Annotated in this window: 13 protein-coding genes; 7 read left to right on the top strand and 6 right to left on the bottom strand. The window is 71.6% G+C overall.

Annotation, left to right across the window (positions count from 1 at the left end):
• Positions 1-41: 41 nt before the first annotated feature.
• Positions 42-1,358, top strand: coding sequence for a ribosome biogenesis GTPase Der (der, locus tag ACLII4_RS17805; protein ID WP_412068745.1), 1,317 nt, complete (start codon positions 42-44; stop codon positions 1,356-1,358).
• 2 nt (positions 1,359-1,360) lie between these two features.
• Positions 1,361-2,671 (top strand): MFS transporter, encoded by a 1,311-nt coding sequence (locus tag ACLII4_RS17800; RefSeq protein WP_412068744.1) that lies wholly within the window; start codon positions 1,361-1,363, stop codon positions 2,669-2,671.
• A gap of 38 nt (positions 2,672-2,709) precedes the next feature.
• Here the strand turns inward: ACLII4_RS17800 and ACLII4_RS17795 are convergent, their stop codons facing one another.
• Together ACLII4_RS17795 and ACLII4_RS17790 are read right to left on the bottom strand one after the other, a co-directional pair.
• Positions 2,710-5,028, bottom strand: a complete 2,319-nt coding sequence (locus ACLII4_RS17795; RefSeq protein ID WP_412068743.1) for a TonB-dependent receptor — start codon at positions 5,026-5,028, stop codon at positions 2,710-2,712.
• Positions 5,029-5,403: 375 nt separating this feature from the next.
• The gene (locus ACLII4_RS17790; protein ID WP_412068742.1) at positions 5,404-6,345 is read right to left on the bottom strand and encodes a ring-cleaving dioxygenase; all 942 of its coding nucleotides are present in this window, start codon (positions 6,343-6,345) and stop codon (positions 5,404-5,406) included.
• Between the two features lie 168 nt (positions 6,346-6,513).
• Between ACLII4_RS17790 and ACLII4_RS17785 the strand changes: the two genes are divergently transcribed.
• Complete coding sequence (locus ACLII4_RS17785) at positions 6,514-7,275, top strand: hypothetical protein (protein ID WP_412068741.1); 762 nt, start codon at positions 6,514-6,516, stop codon at positions 7,273-7,275.
• Between the two features lie 248 nt (positions 7,276-7,523).
• Here the strand turns inward: ACLII4_RS17785 and ACLII4_RS17780 are convergent, their stop codons facing one another.
• The 3 genes from ACLII4_RS17780 to ACLII4_RS17770 all read right to left on the bottom strand — a co-directional run bounded on the left by ACLII4_RS17780 (position 7,524) and on the right by ACLII4_RS17770 (position 10,407).
• Positions 7,524-7,904 carry a hypothetical protein gene (locus ACLII4_RS17780; RefSeq protein ID WP_412068740.1) on the bottom strand — a complete coding sequence of 127 codons (381 nt, stop codon included), beginning with the start codon at positions 7,902-7,904 and terminating at the stop codon, positions 7,524-7,526.
• Positions 7,905-8,081: 177 nt separating this feature from the next.
• Positions 8,082-9,542 (bottom strand): alkaline phosphatase D family protein, encoded by a 1,461-nt coding sequence (locus ACLII4_RS17775; RefSeq protein ID WP_412068739.1) that lies wholly within the window; start codon positions 9,540-9,542, stop codon positions 8,082-8,084.
• A 457-nt stretch (positions 9,543-9,999) separates the two neighbouring features.
• Positions 10,000-10,407: a hypothetical protein gene (locus ACLII4_RS17770; RefSeq protein WP_412068738.1), complete on the bottom strand. Its 408-nt coding sequence runs from the start codon at positions 10,405-10,407 to the stop codon at positions 10,000-10,002.
• Between the two features lie 176 nt (positions 10,408-10,583).
• Between ACLII4_RS17770 and ACLII4_RS17765 the strand changes: the two genes are divergently transcribed.
• The 4 genes from ACLII4_RS17765 (at position 10,584) to ACLII4_RS17750 (ending at position 15,909) form a co-directional block, all read left to right on the top strand.
• Positions 10,584-10,757 carry a hypothetical protein gene (locus ACLII4_RS17765; RefSeq protein ID WP_412068737.1) on the top strand — a complete coding sequence of 58 codons (174 nt, stop codon included), beginning with the start codon at positions 10,584-10,586 and terminating at the stop codon, positions 10,755-10,757.
• A 688-nt stretch (positions 10,758-11,445) separates the two neighbouring features.
• Entirely contained in the window at positions 11,446-14,457 is a 3,012-nt protein-coding gene (locus tag ACLII4_RS17760) for a vitamin B12-dependent ribonucleotide reductase (RefSeq protein WP_412068736.1), read from the top strand.
• Positions 14,458-14,859: 402 nt separating this feature from the next.
• Positions 14,860-15,177, top strand: a complete 318-nt coding sequence (locus tag ACLII4_RS17755; protein ID WP_412068735.1) for a GIY-YIG nuclease family protein — start codon at positions 14,860-14,862, stop codon at positions 15,175-15,177.
• A gap of 9 nt (positions 15,178-15,186) precedes the next feature.
• Positions 15,187-15,909 (top strand): hypothetical protein, encoded by a 723-nt coding sequence (locus ACLII4_RS17750; protein ID WP_412068734.1) that lies wholly within the window; start codon positions 15,187-15,189, stop codon positions 15,907-15,909.
• Here the strand turns inward: ACLII4_RS17750 and ACLII4_RS17745 are convergent.
• Positions 15,906-18,269 carry an ATP-binding protein gene (locus ACLII4_RS17745; protein ID WP_412068733.1) on the bottom strand — a complete coding sequence of 788 codons (2,364 nt, stop codon included), beginning with the start codon at positions 18,267-18,269 and terminating at the stop codon, positions 15,906-15,908. The genes ACLII4_RS17750 and ACLII4_RS17745 overlap by 4 nt on opposite strands.
• Between the last annotated feature and the right edge of the window lie 68 nt (positions 18,270-18,337).

Raw genomic sequence — 18,337 nt, 5'->3', positions numbered from 1 at the left:
TGCGGCCCGGCTAGCTTGGCCGGTCACCTGCCCCGGACCCCATGGCCCTCGTCGCGATCGTCGGACGCCCGAATGTGGGCAAGTCCACTCTCTTCAACCGCCTCACCGAGGAGCGCCGCGCCATCGTGGACGACCAGCCCGGCGTCACGCGCGACCGGCTGTTCGGCACCGTCGAGTGGACCGGCCGGACGTTCGACCTGGTCGACACCGGCGGGCTCGTGCCCCGCTCGGCCGAGCAGTTCGAGGCCGCCATCCGCGAGCAGGTCATGCTAACGCTGGAGGAGGCCGACGTCATCCTGTTCGTGGTCGACACGCTGACCGGCATCTCGGACCTCGACCAGGAGGTCGCCCAGCGCCTGCGCCGCGCCGACCAGCCCGTGATCGTCGTCGCCAACAAGGCCGACAACCAGGCCCGCGCGCTCGACGCGTCCGAGTTTTGGTCGCTGGGCTTCGAGCAGATGTTCGCGCTCAGCGCCATCAACGGCACCGGCACCGGCGACTTCCTCGACGCCGTCGTGGCCGCGCTGCCCGACGAGCCGGAGGTCGACGAGGAGGACACGGCCCCCCGCATCGCCTTCCTGGGCCGCCCGAATGTGGGCAAGTCGTCGCTGGCGAACAAGCTGCTCGGCCGGGCGCGCTCCATCGTGACCGACGTGGCCGGGACGACGCGCGATGCCATCGACGCGCGGCTGACGATCGGCGAGGGCGAGGACGCGCGCGAGGTGGTCTTGGTCGACACGGCCGGGCTCCGCAAAAAGGCCCGCGTCAAGGAGAACATCGAGTTCTACTCGACGCTCCGGACGGAGCGCGCGCTCCAGGCCTGCGACGTGGCCGTCGTGCTCGTCGACGCCGAGCGCGGGCTGGAGGCGCAGGACGCCCGCGTGCTCCGCGAGGCCGAGCAGCTCAAGAAGGGCATGGTCATCGTCGTCAACAAGTGGGACCTCGTCGAGAAGGAGACCAACACGGCCCGCGACGTGGAGCGCGGCATCAAGGAGCGGCTCGGGCTGCTCGACTTCGTGCCCATCGTGTTCGTCTCGGCGCTCACCGGCCAGCGGGCCGAGAAGGTGCTCGACCTCGCCCTCGCGGTGTTCGACGAGCGCCGCAAGCGGATCCCGACGGCCGAGCTCAACGTGGTCTTGGAGAAGGCCCTCCGCCGCCAGCCGCCGCCGACGTACCGCAACAACTACGTCAAGATCAACTACGCCAGCCAGGTCCGCGACGAGCCGCCCGTGTTCGCCTTCTTCGCCAACTACCCCGAGGGCGTCAAGGAGAGCTACCGGCGCTACCTCGAGAACCGCCTGCGTGAGGCGTTCAGCTTCGAGGGCGTCCCGCTGACCCTGAGCTTCAAGCGGAAGTAGCGGTGCTCGCGCGTCCTCGGATGGCGCTGTTCACGCTGTGGCTGTTGGTGTTCGCGGCGGCGGGGCAGATCATCGTGATCGCGCCGATCCTGCCCCGGATCGGCGAGCAGCTCGGCGTCGGGCCGGGCCCGCTGGGCCTGCTGATCACCGTCTACTCGGTGACGCTGGCGGCCTTCACGCTCGTCGTCGGGCCCGTGTCCGACCGGTTCGGGCGGCGTCGCGTGATCCTGGTCGGGACGGCGGCGATGGCGGTCGTGCTGCTGCTCCACGGGCTGGCGACCTCATTTGGGACGCTGCTGGCGCTGCGCGCCTTGGCGGGCGCCACGGGCGGTGTGCTGTCGGGCGCGTCGGTGTCGTACGTCGGCGACGCGTTCCCGGCGGGCCGGCGGGGCTGGGCGAACGGGTGGGTGATGAGCGGCTTCGCCGTGGGCCAGATCCTGGGCATCCCGCTGGGGATCGCCCTCGCCGGCGCGTTCGGCTTCCGGGCCCCGTTCATCGCCTTCGGGCTGGCGATGGTGGCCGCCTTCGCCCTCGCGATCCCGTTCTTGCCCCAGCCGCCCGACGCGCGCTCGACGGCCCCGCTGACCGTCGGCGGCGCCCTGCGCGGCTACGTCGCCCTGGCGCGCGAGCGGGCGACCGCCGCCGCCTCGGGCGTCTACCTGCTGATGTTCGCGGGCGTCGGCCTGTTCGTGGTCTACTTCCCGACGTGGCTCGAGGCGAGCCTAGGGTTCTCGCCGGCCCAGGTGTCGGTGGTCTACATGCTGGGCGGCATCGCGAACGTGCTGGCGGGGCCGCGCGCCGGGCGCCTCTCCGACCGGATCGGCCGCAAGCCGGTCATCGTGACGGCCTCGGTGGGCGTCGGGCTGGTGATGGCGGCGACGCCGCTGGCCGCGCTGTGGCCCCCGGCCGCGTTCGCCGCGTTCTTCTGCATCATGGCGCTGGCGGCGTCGCGCGTGAGCCCGCTCCAGGCGCTGCTCACCGAGATGGTCCCGGCCGCGCGGCGCGGCTCGTTCATGAGCCTGACGGCGGCGACGGGCAACGCGGGGTTCGCGGCGGGAAGCGCGGCCGCGGGCGTGCTCTACGCCGGGCTCGGGTTCGGCGCGAATGCGCTGAGCGCGGGCCTGCTGGCGGTCGCCTCAGCGGCGATGGTGTGGACGTTGATCCCGGCGGTCCGGCCGGCCGGCGTCCCGTGCCCGCCCGGCCTCGAGGACTGCGCCGACCGCCCGGTCCCGACCGTCCTGTCCGGCCCCACGCCCGAGGCGGGCCACATGACGGAGGCGGCGCAGCGAGAGGCGGCGGCCGTCGCCGCCTAGCCCACCTGCGGGGGGCACGGACCGACCGAGGGGGAAGGCTAGAACTCGACGCTGAACCCGATCGTCGGCAGGCGCCCGACGTTCGTCTGCTCGCGCAGGCGGTCGGGCTCGGCGGGGTCCTCGGTGTACTGGAGCGCGAAGACGTTCTCGCGGTCGAGCACATTCTGGACGTCGAGGTAGACGACGCCGTTGACGCGGCGGCCGAGCGCGAACCGGCGGTCGACGCGCACGTCGATGCGGGCGTAGGCGGGCGTCCGCTCGGTGTTGAGGCGGTCGAGGTCGATGACGCCGCGCCGCGACAGGGCGTACTCGGCCTCCGAGGCCACCACGTCGAACGGCGTGAACGGCCGGCCGGACTGCGCGGTGACACGAGAGCCGACCTCCCAGCCGCCGAGACGCACCCCGCCCGCCAGCGAGACGCTGTGCCGCACGTCCCACGCGCTCGGCTTGTACACGCCGTCGGCCCCGGTGAACTCGCTCCAGCCAAGCGTGTAGCTGCCGAGCCCGTAGAACCGCGACGTGAGCCGCTTCTGGGCTGACAGCTCGACGCCGTACGCCCGGCCCTCGCCCTCGGAGATCAGCGGCTCGGCCCCGACGATGCCGAAGTCGCCGCCCAGGTTGGCGAGCGAGATCCGCGGGTCGGACGCCGAGACCGGGTAGTCGCCGTACGCTTTGTAGTACCCCTCCGCCGCCAGCCGCAGGCTCGGCACGGGCGCGTAGGCCAGCCCGCCGACCACCTGCCCCACGTCGATCCACCGCAGGCCCCGGTTGACGTACGCGCCGTCTTCCTGTACCGCCAGCGACACCAACTCCGGCGACTGGGTAAACCGCCCGGCGGCCGCGCTGACCTCCAGCTTGTCGGTCAGGTCGAACGAGGCGCTCAAGCGGGGCGACACGACGGCCGCCTCGTCCAAGAAGTCCGTCGCGTCGGCGCGCACGCCGGCGCTGAGCGCCACGCGCCCGTCGACCGCTTGCGCAGTGATCTGGCCGTAGCCGAACCCCTTCCACAACCCGAGGTCGGTCGAGAAGCGGAGGTCCGTCGGGAAGGAGGTGGCGGGCGTGGCGCGCTGGAAGAACTCGGAGGCGACCGTCTCGCGCGAGGCCCCGCCGCCTATGCCCAGCGTTAGGCCGGGCGCCAAGCGGAGGTCGGCGTCGGAGCGGATGCGCCAGGCGGCCTCCTCGGCGTCGTTCGAGAGAAGCGGGACGCCCGCCTCGTCGAGGTCGTCGAAGAAGAACTCCTGGTAGCTGCGCGAGACGGCCGTCGTGACGAAGCCATTCTTGAACAGACGGCGCCACGAGACGCCCTGCGTGTAGCTCCGCTGGTCGTTGTCGAGCACGCGCGAGGCGATCTCGCGCCCCTCGAAGTCGTCCGGGTCGTCGGGCTGCACCAAGTCGAAGTCGTCGACGGCCCACAGGCCGAAGTAGACGAGCCGGTCGGTGTCCGTCGGGGAGTACTCGACACGGCTCTGGAAGTCCCAGTAGGCCGGGCGGATGGGCAGGCCAATGAGTTCGAACAGGAGCTGGAGGTAGCTCCGGCGGGCCGAGAACGTCCAGTTGAAGTCGGGGCCCGAGGCGCCGTCGAGGGACAGCGCCGCCTCGGTCGCGCCGACGGAGAAGTCGCCCGCCAGCGGCTCCGGGCTGCCCGGCCGGTTCTCGACGACGAGGACGGACGAGGCCGCGTCGCCGTAGCGGACCGGGAAGCCGCCCGAGTAGAACGTCGCCTCACGGATAAAGTCGACGTTGAGCAGGCCCAGCGCGCCGCCCGCCGCACCTTGGGTCGCGAAGTGGTTGATCTGGGGGATTTCGATGCCGTCGACGATGTAGGCGTTCTCGCTCGGCCCGCCGCCGCGCACCAAGAGGTCGTTGCGGTTGTCGACGCCGCTCGACACGCCGGGCAGCGCGAGGAGCGACCGCGAGATGTCGTTCTGCCCGCCGGGCGTCCGGCGGATCTCCTCGGGCCCGAGCACGGCGACCGAGACCGGCGCGTCGGGCTCGTCTTCGAAGAAGCCCGCCGTCACGACGACGTCCTCGCCCAGCGCGGAGGCCGTCTCGCGCAGCTCGAAGAGCACGAACGTCGGGCGGCTGCCCTGCACGACGACGTCCGCCAGCACCCGGGTGTCGTAGCCGACGAAGGAAGCGCGCACGCGGTACGTCCCCGGGGCCAGCCCGGCGATCGAGAACGTGCCGTCGACGGTCGCCGCGGCGCCCCCGATCACCGCGTCGTCGACTCCGAGCACGGCGACGCTCGCGCCGGGCAGCGTCGCTTGGGTGACGGCGTCGACCACGCGGCCAGTGATGGACTGGGCCGCCGCGAGCGGGGCGGCGAGGGCCGCGAGCAGCAGCAGGACGAGACGCATGAAACGCAACGGGATGGCCGCCTCGTAGCCGGGCCTGCCGCCGCCGTTCCTCCCTACGCGGCGTCTTCCCGCATCTGGTGAGACCCCCGACCGCAAGCGGCGTCGGTCCGTTGGGGATAGGGAGGAGGGCCTGTTCTGATACCGCTCCGCCGTCAGCCCTAGGGTGGATACAGATCTCGTCCCCGGAGCGAGACCGGGCAGTCAGGTTCGCAAGGGCCGTTCCGGGCCTCCCCTCCCAGACGGGAGGGTGATCGGCGGAGCGCTCCGCCAGCACGGCGCCCTCACCCTGTGCCTCTCCCGGCCGGGCGAGGGGACCCTATAGGGGGGGCGAGTCCCACTCAGCGCTGCCAGGCGTCTCGGTCCCCGACGCTGGCGCTAGTACGGCAGCGTCAGCGGGGTCAGCCGGGCCTCGATGGCGGCGCGCTGGGGCTCGTACTGCGGCGGGAGCTGCAGCGTCCGGCCCAGCGCCTCGACCGGCTCGTCGACGGTGAAGCCGGGCGGGTCCGTCGCGATCTCGAAGAGGATGCCGCCGGGCTCGCGCGTGTAGACCGAGTGGAAGTACTGGCGGTCGATCTGGGGCGTCGGCCGCAGGCCCATCGAGAGGAGCGTCTCGCGGACCTCTAGCTCGGCCGCGTCGTCGGGCGCGCGGAAGGCGATGTGGTGGACGGTGCCGGTGCCGAGCTGCCCCGGGCCCATCGTCGGCGAGCAGTAGACGTCGACATACTGGGCGCGGTCGGCGTTGGGGTTGACGAGCCGCAGGCGGTCGCCGTCCTGGCCGTGCTCCTGGTAGCCGTAGGCCTCCGTCAGGACGTGCAACGTGGCGTCGGGCGCGTGCGAGCACAGGGTGACGCTGTGGAAGGCGCCGAGCGCGATGGTCTCGGGGACGGGTCCGTCGGCCCATTGTCCGCTGGCGTCGTCGGTCTCGACCAGGTCGATCACGAGTCCATCGCCGTCGCGGAGCGTGAGCACGTTCTGGCCGAACCGCGTCGTCGGCACGTCCATCGACACGTCCGTTCCGGCGAGCCGTTCGATCCATCCGGCCAGCGCGCCCGGGGCAACTGCGTACGCCGTCGCCGTGGCCTGCCCCGCGCCGATGCGGCCCCGCAAGGCGTCGGCGGCCCAGGGAAAGAAGGTCAGGACCGAGCCGGGCCGGGCCGAGCCGTCGGCGTAGTAGAGGTGGTAGGTGCCCGGGTCGTCGAAGTTGACGGTCTGCTTGACAAGCCGGAGCCCCAGCGTCCCGGCATACGTGCCGACGTTGGCGCGGGCCGGGCCCGAGATGGCGGTGACGTGGTGGAGGCCGAGCAGGGGAGAGGGCATGGGTCGTGCGGAGGACGTCGCCCGTCGAGACCGCGAGCGGGGGGCGTCCGTTCCGGGCCAGCATCCCCTGTCGGCGCGCCTGCGTTCCGATTTCGATGGGGAACGGTGCCGCTCGGCCGGTTCGGTACGGCGTTGGGACGGGCGGTCCGTCTCCGCCCCGATGTCACCATGGTCCGTTCTCCCTCCCGCCTCTCGATCCTTCCGTTCGCCCTTCTGGCGGTGTTCAGCGTGTTCCTGGCGATCCCCGCCACGCGCGACGCCGCGCAGTGGATGCTGGCCGAGAACCGGCCCGTCGAGTTGCTCTCGTTCGTGTTTCTGGTGGTCGGCGGCGGGCTCGGGCTGTGGCTGGCGGTGCGGCTCCGGCGACGGGGCGAGGCGGGGCGGGTGGTCGCGTTCTACGGCCTGTTCGCGCTCGGCTTGCTGACGATCGGCGCCGAGGAGGTCGCGTGGGGCCAATGGTTCGTGGGCTTCGAGACGCCTGAGGCCATCGCCGAGGTCAACACGCAGGGCGAACTGACGCTGCACAACCACAGAGCGCTGAAGGACCACCTGGAGATCTTCCCCCTCCTCTTCGGGCTGGCGGGTTTGGTGGGCGTCTGGGTGCGCCGCTTTCCCGGGTGGACGCGCGTCGCCGCGCCGGCCGCGCTGCTGCCGTGGTTTGCCGTCATCGCTGTCGTCTCGGCCGTGGACTTCTTCCAGGACTGGGTCGTGATCCAAGCCCAGTTCGACGAGCTCGTCAACGCGCTCGACGAGTTGGTCGAGATGTTCGTGGCGCTGGCGGGCCTGCTCTACGTCCGGATGAACGCGGCCCGCCTCGTGCCGCCCGTCCCGGCGGTACCGCCGCGTCGGCGGGTCACGGCGTTGGAGCCCGCGGGCGACCGCTGGGGCTCGATCCGCCGCCGGCGCCAGCCCCGGCAACGGGTCGCGTAGTCCAGTTCCGGCGCGGAGTCTCCGGCCGGTCGAAGCCGCCCGGGGGGCGTGTCGCCCAACCGCTGGCGCCCCGTAGGCCCTCAGCGCCTGTTGGCTGAGCCCCCTCGGGGACGAAGCCATTCGTGGGGAGCGGGGGGCTCCCGATAAGCCCGACCACCGGGCAAGCCTCCGGCCCAACGGGCGGCCGTGCCGAGCTGGCCTCAGGCCGACGCCAGCGGTTGGGCTGCCCCGTTGGACGGCGGGGCGGGTCAGTCGCCGTACGTGTAGTGGACCCGCCACACGTAGACGCCGTCGGGGTCGATCATCTCCGTGTGGTAGAGCTCATACCCCTCGATCGAGAAGATCTGGAAGTTGGTGCACCCGGGCTCGATGGCGAACACGACGGACTGGCCGGGGTAGAGGACGTTCTCGGGAAACGCGGATGAGTTGAGGGTGAGGGGCTTCCGCTCCTGGCGGTCCTCGCACCACCAGGTGTAGAACCGCTGGATCGTCAGCTCGCTCTCGTTGCGGATGGTGAAGTTGAGGTCCCGGCCCTCGACGACGGCGCGTGCCGGGGTGGTCCCGGGGATGGCGACCGGCGCGAGGCTGGGGACGGTAAAGAGGGTGAGGAGGGCGGCGATCGTGAGCATCACAAGCAGTGGTGGGACGCGAGAAGGAGTGGAGGCCTCAAAGTCCACCCCCCTTTCGGGGCCCGACAAGGCATCCGGCCGGGCCAAACCGGACGGAATTGGGGCCAGATCGGACATCCGACCCGCGTGAGAGGCTCCAGCCCACCCCCGCCACCTTCCGTGCCCAGCTGCGGCTGGCTACTCGCTCCTCTCGTGCTGGAGGGCACGGGCGCGGACGGCGTGCTCCCACAGCAGCGTGCCTTCGGCGTCGTACGTCCGCATCGTCATCGTCCGGTCGGTTCGCTCGCCGCTGACGGTGAGCGTCCCGAAGTTGCGGTCGCCGGCGACGAGCGTCCCGGGCACACGCAGGGGGTTGACGCGCTCGGGCGAGTCCTCGCGGAGCGGGTACGTCGAGGCGCCGGCCGTGAGTGGGCTGGAGGTGAACTCGTAGAGTGGGTACGCGCCGGGGCGCTCCATCTTGAGCAGCTCCGTGTGGTGGCGGTCGCCGGACAGGAACACGACCCCGTCGATCCGGCGCGCGGTGATCTCGTCGATCAGCCGCTGGCGCTCGACGGGGGCGACGGCCGCAAAGGTCTCGAAGACCGGGATCGGGTTCAAAAACTGGCCGCCGACAGCGACCACCTTGAACGGCGCGCGGCTGGCGGTAAGCGCGTCGAGCAACCACTGAGCCTGCTCCGCTCCTAAAATCGTGCGCTCCGCCTCGGGCGCGTTGTTGGGGGAGCGGTGATAGCGGTCATCGAGCAGGAAGACGTCCACGTCGGCCCATTGGAACTGGGTGAACACGCCCTCGACGCCGGGCAGGCCGCGCGTGGCGGCGGGCCAGAAGTCGGTGAACGTGTCGAGCGCGGCGCCCTTCAGGACGTAGGAGCGGTCGGAGTCGTTGGGGCCGTAGTCGTGGTCGTCCCAGGTCGCGTAGTGGGCGGTGCTCGCGAGCAGGGGCTGGAGCGCGGGCTCGGCGCGGCTGTGGCGGAACCGGTACGCGATGCCGGCGGGGTCCCACCAGTCGACCTCGCGGAGGTAGGTGTTGTCGCCGAGCCAGAGCATCAGGTCGGGCCGGAGCGCGGCGATCTCGCCGAAGATGGCCGTCGAGCCGCCGTACGCCCCGCCGGGCCGGTCGAAGTCGGGGTCGTTGTCGTAGTAGCACGAGCCGATGGCGGCCGTGAACGTGGGCGGGTCGGTCCGGTACTGCCACAGCGGCTGGGTCGCCAGCGTCGTCGCGAAGGGGACTGTGATGGCGGTGCCGTCGAGCGAGACGGCGTAGTCGTAGGCCGTCCCTGGCGCGAGCCCGAACAGCCGCACCGTCGCCGTCCCGTCCGGGTTGGTGGCGGCGCGCGCGGTGACGGACGGGGCGGCCGTGCCAGCGGCCGGCGTGGCAACGACGGTGACCACGGCGGTGCCCTCGGCCTGGACCCAGACCGCGGCGCCACGGTGGGTGACGTCGGCGAGCATCGGGCCCGCCACGAGCCGTGCCGGGGAGGCGGTCGAGGCGACCGGCTCCGCCAGTCCGGCCCGGACCAGACCGCGCTGGACGGCCCGCTCGATGGCCGCCTGCCCACTGGGCGTCGTGGAGGCGGCGGTGAGCGCGGGGACGCACCCCCAGACGGAGAGGAGCAGGGCGAGGCAGACGAGGCGGGTCATCGGGGGCAGGGGAGGGGCGGGCCCGCAAGCTCGCACCGCTGGCGGGCGGGCTGGGCGCTTGCGCGAGCCGAGTCCGGCGCCGAGGGGGGCGCCGTCGGGCTTGCGCTCGACCGACGCCGTTGCAGACAACCGCGCTCTGGGGAAGCTTGCGCCAGCAGTCGGGCGGAGACCTCTCGGGCGGGCCTCCCCTCCAGCCTGTCCCGCGCAGGCGGGGAGGAGGGGCCGGGGGAGGGCGACCGGCTTGCGCCAGCGGGCGGGCTCGCGGTCATCCCGCACCGTCACTCTGTCCCTCTCCCGAGGGGAGAGGGGACGTCATTGGGAAGGCTCGCGCTAGCGGGTGGGCGCCAAGCACCCCCTCTCAGAGGGCGAGGGGTCGCAGTAGGAGGCGTCACGAAAAAAGAACGCCACGTCCCCGAGCGGGACGCGGCGTCGAACCGGTCAGCCTGTGGAGGCCGCGCTACTCGTCCTCGTCCTCGAAGACGGGCTCCGGGCGGACGTCCCATTGGAGCATCTGGTCGATCTCGGTCGAGTCCTCGCCGTCGGCGTCGGTGAACGTGTAGTCGCCGAGCTCGTCGCGGCGGTTGGCCGGGACGCGCTTCCACTGCGTGCCGTCGGCGTCGACGAACTCGTTGGGGAACGGGCTCTCGATCCGGTAGCCGGGGTGGTACGTCTTGTACTGCTTGGCGGCCTCGTGGAGCGCCGCCCGGCGGGCGCCGGGCCGCGTCGCCGAGTAGCCGACGACGCGGAACGGGGCGATCTCGATGATGGCGATGACGTCATCGCCCTCGTCCTCGGGGTCGGAGTACTCGGGCCGGACGACCTTGAAGTCGTCGGGGTGGGGGTACGCGCTGCGGTCGTCGAACATGGGAGGGACGGAGTCGGAAAGAGGGAAAGTACCGTCCGGGAGGCCGCAAGCTCCCGGGTCGGGCCCCGCCACCGACGCTTTCGGTTCGGATTCACCGCCGCCCACTTCCGGCGCGGCCCCTTGCCCCCGGACGCACGGCCGATGTAGACTCAGATTCCTGCACGTCCCCCGCCGCCATGTCCGCCCTTCCCGACGACGACTTCGACGACCTCGACGACGATCTCGACCTGGACGACGACGACCTCGACCTCGACGCGCTCGAGCCCGAGGACGACGACCTCGACGACTTCGACGACGACGACCTCTCGCTCGACGACGGCCTCGACTTCGACGACGACGACGACTTCTAGACCCCCCTTCGGGTGGCTCTGGGCACGGGCCAAGACGCACGAGACAAGGGGCCCGACACCGCGCGCCTCGTGCCGCAGTGATTCGGGTCTCCTCGCGCCCACGTCCCCTGGACCTATCCGATCGCTAGAGCCCCCGTCGGGAGGCTCTGATGGGGACACGCGCGAGGAAGGGGGGAGCTGCCCCCAGCCCTCATCTGGCCGTGGCGCAGAGGGCCGGCTGGCCGACCGCGAGCGACACGCGGTCGCCGGGACATGGGAGAAGGGGAGTAGGGGGCGGCGAGCGGGCGACGGGTGGGGGAGCCGTTATGGTGCGCGCAGACGAATAACGGGCCCGCAAGCCGACGGCCGAAGAGGACCGTTATGGGCACACATGGCTGCATAACGGCTTGCCAAGAGCCGCTGGCGGGCGTTTTAGGCGGGTCGGCCGCCTAGGGAGGGCGTGGCCGCCGGTTCTCCACGGTGTGGATAACCCGTGGACGGAGAGAGCTTGCGGCTCAGCGCGTGGGCGGGTTTCTTGAGGTCCGATTCGACGCGCCGGGATGGGCTTGGACAGGGCGGCCACGAGGGCCGCCGGCTGCCAGCACCGAGGCACTGAGGACCGGGCCGTGGCCGCCCGGCCGCCCGCAGCGACGCGTTGCAGGCGAGGTCCCGAGCGGCCCCCTTATCGTCCCCCCCCACCCGAACCCCTATGGGCAAGCAGAAAGGGTCCGCCATGTCCGGCGGCCTCACCATCGACCGCGTGTTTTCGACCGACGGCACGCACCCGTTCGACAGCGTCTCCTGGACGACGCGCGACGCGGCCATCAAGAACTTCAGCGGTGAGGCCATCTTCGAGCAGCTCGGCGTCGAGTTCCCCGAGGCCTTCTCCCCGCTCGCGGTCAACGTGGTCGCTAGCAAGTACTTCTACGGCGACGTCGGCACGGGCAACGGCTCGCCCGCCGAGGGCCAGCGCGAGTACAGCCTCAAGCAGCTCGTCCACCGCGTCACGCGGACCATCACGGACTGGGGCCGCGAGCAGAACTACTTCGCAAGCGACACCGACGCCGAGGCGTTCTACGACGAGCTGACGTGGCTCTGCACGAATCAGTACGGCGCGTTCAACTCGCCCGTGTGGTTCAACGTCGGGCTGGGCCAGCAGTACGGCATCCGCGACTCGGGCGGCAAGACGATCTCCGGGTGGGACTTCGAGAAGGGCGAGATCGTCGACGTGGACCCCTACGAGCGGCCCCAGGCGTCGGCCTGCTTCATCATCTCCGTCAAGGACTCCGTCGACGACATCTGGCAGCTGATGGGCGAGAGCGCCCGGCTGTTCAAGTTCGGCTCGGGCGTCGGGGCGGACTGGTCGGCCCTGCGATCGTCGCACGAGAAGCTGTCGGGCGGCGGCATCCCGTCGGGCCCCGTCTCCTTCATGAAGGTGCAGGACGCGACCGGCGGCACGATCAAGTCGGGCGGCAAGACGCGCCGCGCGGCCATCATGCAGACGCTCAAGGTGTGGCATCCCGACATCTTGGAGTTCGTCCGCGCCAAGCAGACCGAGGAGCGCAAGGCGTGGGCGCTGATCGAGGAGGGCTACGACGGCTCCTTCAACGGCGACGCGTATGGCTCGGTCGCCTTCCAGAACGTCAACCAGTCGGTCCGGCTGAACGACGCGTTCATGGAGGCGGCCAACAAGGGGGAGCGCTTCCCGCTGACCGCCGTCACGTCGGGTGAGGCCGTCGACGAGGTCGACGCCGAAGAGCTGCTGCTGACGATCGCCGAGGGCACGCACATCTGCGGCGACCCGGGCGCGCAGTACGAGGACACCATCCAGCGCTGGCACACCTGCAAGAACACCGGCCCGATCAACTCGAGCAACCCGTGCTCCGAGTACATGTTCTTGGACGACTCGGCGTGCAACCTCGCCAGCTTGAACCTGATGAAGTTCAAGAAGGACGACGGCACGTTCGACGTCGAGCGCTACCGCGCCGCGGCCCGCCTGTTCCTGACGGCCCAGGAGATCCTGGTCGACAACGCGGGCTACCCGTCGGCGACGATCGCCGCCAACAGCCACCGCTTCCGCCCGCTCGGGCTCGGCTTCGCCAACCTGGGCGCGCTGCTGATGTCGATGGGCCTGCCCTATGACTCCGACGAGGGCCGCGCCGTCGCCGCGGCGCTGATGGCCATCGAGCACAGCGAGGGCTACGCCCGCTCGGCGGAGATGGCGTCGAACCCGAAGATCGGCCCGTTCGAGGGCTACGCCGAGAACGAGGAGCCTTTCCTGGAGGTGATGCGGATGCACCGCGACGCCGTCGCCGACATCCACGACTCGTGCCCCGCCTACCTCCAGCAGGCCGCCCAGGACAGCGCCGACCGGATGGTCGCGCTCGGCGAGAAGCACGGCTACCGCAACGCGCAGGCGACCGTCCTCGCGCCGACCGGCACGATCGGCTTCATGATGGACTGCGACACGACGGGCATCGAGCCCGACCTCGCGCTCGTCAAGTACAAGCTGCTGGCGGGCAAGGGCGACGGGCTGATGAAGCTCGTCAACCAGACCGTGCCCGAGGCGCTGGCGCGGCTCGGCTACACCGACGCCGAGGCCCGCGTCATCCTCGACTACATCGACGAGCACGACACGATTGAGGGCGCGCCGGGCCTGCGCGACGAGCACCTCGCCGTGTTCGACTGCGCGTTCAAGCCGCACAACGGCGAGCGCTACATCTCGCACATGGGCCACATCCGGATGATGTCGGCGTGCCAGCCGTTCATCTCGGGCGCCATCTCGAAGACGGTCAACCTGCCGGAGTCCGCGACGGTCGAGGACATCGCCGACGCCTACATGCAGTCGTGGGAGCTCGGCCTCAAGGCCGTGGCGATCTACCGCGAGAACTCGAAGCGATCCCAACCGCTCTCGACCAAGTCCGGCGGCAACACGTCGGGCAAGAAGGTGTCGGCCGAGGGCGCCGTCTCCGGGGACGGCGCCGCATCCGGCACGCCCGAGATCGCCGAGCGCGTCGTGGAGACGATCGTCGAGAAGGTGGTCTACCGCCCGCACCGCGAGCGCCTGCCCGACGAGCGGCCGTCGGTGACGCACAAGTTCTCGGTCGCCGGCCACGAGGGCTACCTCCACGTCGGGCTCTACCCCGAGGGCCACCGCAACGCGGGCCGCCCGGGCGAGATCTTTATCACGATGGCCAAGCAGGGATCGACGATCGCCGGGCTGATGGACAGCTTCGCGACGGCGATCTCGCTGGCCTTCCAGTACGGCGTCCCGCTGGAGGACCTGGTGTCGAAGTTCGGCCACGTCCGCTTCGAGCCGGCCGGGTTCACCACCAACCCCCGGATCCCGATCGCCAAGTCGATCACGGACTACATCTTCCGCTACCTCTCGCTCAAGTTCCTGAGTGGCGGTGACGGCGCGGAAAAGGACCTCGCCGAGGAGGATCCCGTCGTGGCGGTGGCCGCCGAGGTGGAGCGCCACGGCCCGGCGACGGACCAGACGCAGGCCGACCTGTTCGCCGCCGCGCAAGCGGTCGTCGACGCCGGCCAGCAGCCGTCGCACGTCGGCGGGACGGTCGAGGCGGCGCTGGGGACGACCGAGATCGGGGCGTTCCAGAACCAGGACGACGCGCCGGCCTGCCCGAACTGCGGCGGGATCACCGTCCGCGCCGGGAGCTGCTACAGCTGCCCGAACTGTGGGTCGTCCACCGGCTGCGGCTGATCCCCGTCCGTTTGACTCTCTCGGCCTCGGCGCCGAGGCGGGCGCCCCCGGTTCTTTCGAGAGCCGGGGGCGCTTCTGTTTTGGCAGCGGCCCTCCCCGCCGTCATCCTGAGCGGAGGGCGGAGCCCGGAGTCGAACGCAGAGCCGCGAAGCGCACCTGCCCCCGCGACCGCGACGCGACCGCGTAGCCAAGACGGGGGCGGAGCCGAGGATCTCTGGCGAGCGGTGCGCTCCGACCAGCGCTCCCGGCGCCAGCGCGAGACCCCGTCGCACCAGAGATCCTTCGACTGCGCTCGTTCCGCTCAGGATGACGGCTTGGGGGCTTGCGGAGGTCGCTGGTTCGCGGCAGCCGCCAGCAGGGGAGGCGGCCCGCGTGGGGAGGCGTGTCGCCCTATCGTTTCTCATGCGCGAGCCGGGGACGTACTGGGTCTACATCCTGACCAATCGCTCGGGCACGCTCTACGTGGGTGTGACGAACGACCTCGGCCGGCGGCTGGCGGAGCACGCGAGCGGAGACGACTCGGCCGCGTTTTCGGCACGCTACGCGCTCGACCGGCTGATCCACGTCGAGCCGTACCCGACCGCGCGCGACGCCATCGCTCGCGAAAAGCGGCCCAAGGGCTGGCGACAGGCGAAAAAGGTGGCCCTCGTCACAGCCCACAACCTCGGCTGGCGGGACCTGAGGGATGACCAGATGCCCATGCCGCCAGCAGGGCGCTAGGTTCGGCGGATGCTCCCGCTCGTCTTGTCCGCCGGCCTCGCGCTCGTCCACTTGCTGGCGGGGCGGCTCCGGTTCCTCGAAGCAACCCCCCGGAGTCGGACGCTGTCGGCCGCGGGCGGGATCTCGGTGGCGTACGTGTTCGCCCACCTGCTGCCCGAGGTGGCGGCGGGGCAGGAGGCCCTGGCTGAAGCCGGGCTCCGTGGGGGCGTGCTCGACGGGTCGCACGCGTGGCTGCTGGCGCTGGCGGGGCTGGTCGTGTTCTACGGGCTCGAACAGCTCGCCCAGCGGTCGCGCGAGAGGAGCTCGGAAGGCGGCGACCGGACCGAGGCCGAGGTGTTCTGGGTCCACATGGGGAGCTACGGGCTGTACAACGTGCTCGTCGGGTACCTGCTCGCCGCCGACCCACTCGATGCGGCCCTGGTCTCACGGCTGACGTTCGCGGCGGCGATGGCCCTCCACTTTCTCGTCAACGACGTCGGACTCCGCGACCATCACAAGGCCCGGTACACGGCGGTCGGGCGCTACGTGCTGGCGACGGCCGTGGTGGGGGGCGCGGGGCTGGGGTTGGCGGGGCAGGTGCCCGAGTCGCTCATCGCCGGGCTGGTCGCGTTCCTGGCCGGGAGCGTCGTTCTCAACGTGCTCAAGGAAGAACTCCCCGACGAGCGGGAAAGTCGGTTCTGGCCGTTCGCGGCCGGCGCGTTCGGGTTCGCGGCGCTGCTGGCGGCCGTCTAGACCGGCACCGCGTCGGCGTCGAGTGGGGCGGCCGCGCCGAGCGCTGCGTCGAGGCGGGCGACGGAGGCGTGGGCGTGGGCGTGGAGCGGCAGGAAGGCCCGGACGGCCTCGACGAGACGGCCGTCGTCGGCCGCGTCCTCCGTCGCGGCGCAGGCGTCGGCGAGCGCCGTGTCGTCCAGCACGTCGGCGACCGAGCGCAACGAGTGGGCGACGAGGGCCGTCGTGCGGAGGTCCTCGTTTCTCAAGGCCTCTTTCAGGACCGTCAGCCCGTCCGACAGCTCCTCGCGGGCCTGTGCCAACAGCTCGGTGCGCACCCCGGGGTCGCCGGCCGTCAGCCGGTCGAGCGTCGGGAAGTCGGCGCCCGGCGGATCGGTGGGGGGCTCGGCGTCGGTGGGGGACACCGACGCCAGTACCGACGTCAGCGCGTCGGGGTCGAGAGGCTTCGTCAGGAAGGCGTCCATGCCGGCGGCCAGGCAGGCCTCGCGCTGCTCGTGCGTCACGTCGGCCGTGAGGGCGACCAGCATCGGCTGGCGGAGGGTGGGGTCGGCGCGGACAGCGCGGGCGGCGTCGACGCCACCGACGCGGGGCATCCGCACGTCGAGGAAGGCCACGTCGAAGGGCTGGCCCTCCGCCTCCGCCTGGCGCAGCGCCGGGAGCACGGCGTCGCCGTCCTCGACGATGACGGGCTCGATGCCGAGCCGCGCCAGCATCAGCCCGACGACTCGGCGGTTGACGGCGTTGTCTTCGGCGACCAACACACGAGGGGGAGCGGTGCTGCCCGACGCCTGCACCTCGCCCGGGGCGCCACGCGAGCCGAGCGCGACGGGCTCGTTGGGCGGCTCGGGCACGGCGGCGCTGGGGGCGGGCTCGGCCGGAACGACGACGTGGAACGTGGACCCGACGCCGACCTCGCTCTCGGCCCAGATCCGGCCCCCCATCGCATCGACGAGCCGCTTCGAGATTGCCAGCCCCAAGCCGGTGCCGCCATAGCGGCGGGTCGTGGAGGTGTCGGCTTGCGTGAACGGGTCGAACAGGTCGCCCAGCGCGGCCTCGGCGATGCCGATGCCGGTGTCCGAGACCCGGACGTGAAGCCCGCTCTCGCAGGGGCCGTCGGGGCGGAGCACGTCGGGCAAGGTCTCGGGGTCGCACGGCTCGGCGGTCAACGTCACCGTGCCCGCCTCGGTGAACTTGACGGCGTTCGCGAGCAGGTTCAGGACCACCTGCCGCAGCCGCGTCCCGTCGCCGACGACGTGGGAGGGCAGGGCCGGGTCGATGTCGCAGGCCAGCGCGAGCCCCTTCTGCTCGGCCCGGTACGTGACCACGTCGCGGGCGCCGTGGAGGCAGGCGCGGACGCCGAAGGGGGCGGCCTCCAGTTCCAACCGTCCCGCCTCGATCTTCGAGAAGTCCAGGATGTGGTTGACGACGTCGAGCAGGGCCTGGCCCGAGGACCGGATGACGCCGGCCACCTCGCGCTGGTGGTCGTCGAGGCCGGCCCCGAGCAGGTGGTCGGTCATCCCGAGGACGCCGTTGAGGGGGGTGCGGATCTCGTGGCTCATTGCGGCAAGGAAGTCGGACTTGGCTCGGTTGGCCTGCTCGGCCTGATCGCGAGCGGCGACCAGGGCGCGGTGCGCGGCGTGGGTGGAGGAGATGTCTTGGGCGACCACCACCAGACCGCTGCGCTCGCCGTCGCGGGGGGGCAGCTTGGCGGCGGAGAGGCGGACGGGGAGGGTGGTCCCGTCGGACCGCTGGAATCGGGTCTCAAGGCCGGTGAAGGCGGCCTCCCCGGCGATCGCGGCGCCGAACCGGGCGACCTCTTCGGCCTCCGGGACGAACAGTGAGAACGCGGGCTCTCCGACGATGTCGTCGGCCGCCCGCCCGATCAACTCGGCCCCGGCCTGGTTGACGCGGAGGAGCCGGCCGCCCCCGTCGATGACCGCCAGCGGATCGGGGATGGACTCGATGACAGCGTGGAGGTGGGCGCGGGAGACGGTGCTCCGGCCGAGCGCGGCGGCGGTCTCGTCGAAGGCACGGGCGAGGTCGCCGACCTCGTCGGTCGAGGTGTCGCCGATGCGGGCGTCGAGGTCGCCGGCGCCGACGGCCTGGACGCCGTCCGCGATCCGGCCCAGCCGCTGACCGAGCGTCCGGGCGATCAGCACGCCGAGCGCGAGCGCGAGCGCGAAGGGGATGCCCACCAGCGCCCACCCGAGCAGGCGGATGTGCTCGACGGCGGCGCCTACGTCGGCGCCCGTCGCTAGCGCCGACGCGGCGCCGCTGGCGGCCGCGACGACGCCGAGTCCTACCACCGCGATGATCGCGGCGGCGATCCCGAACGCAATGAACAGCTTAGGGAAGAGCTTCACGCTCTGGGGGAAAAGAGGTAACGCGACCGCTGGGGAGCGGCCCAGAGGGGCCGTCGGCGGGATCCAGG

It is taken from the genome of Rubrivirga aquatilis (assembly GCF_046845665.1).
In the GTDB taxonomy this organism is placed as follows: Bacteria; Bacteroidota; Rhodothermia; order Rhodothermales; family Rubricoccaceae; genus Rubrivirga.
The sequence above is the reverse complement of the archived record's forward strand: the minus strand, read 5'-3'. Positions and strand labels throughout refer to the sequence as shown.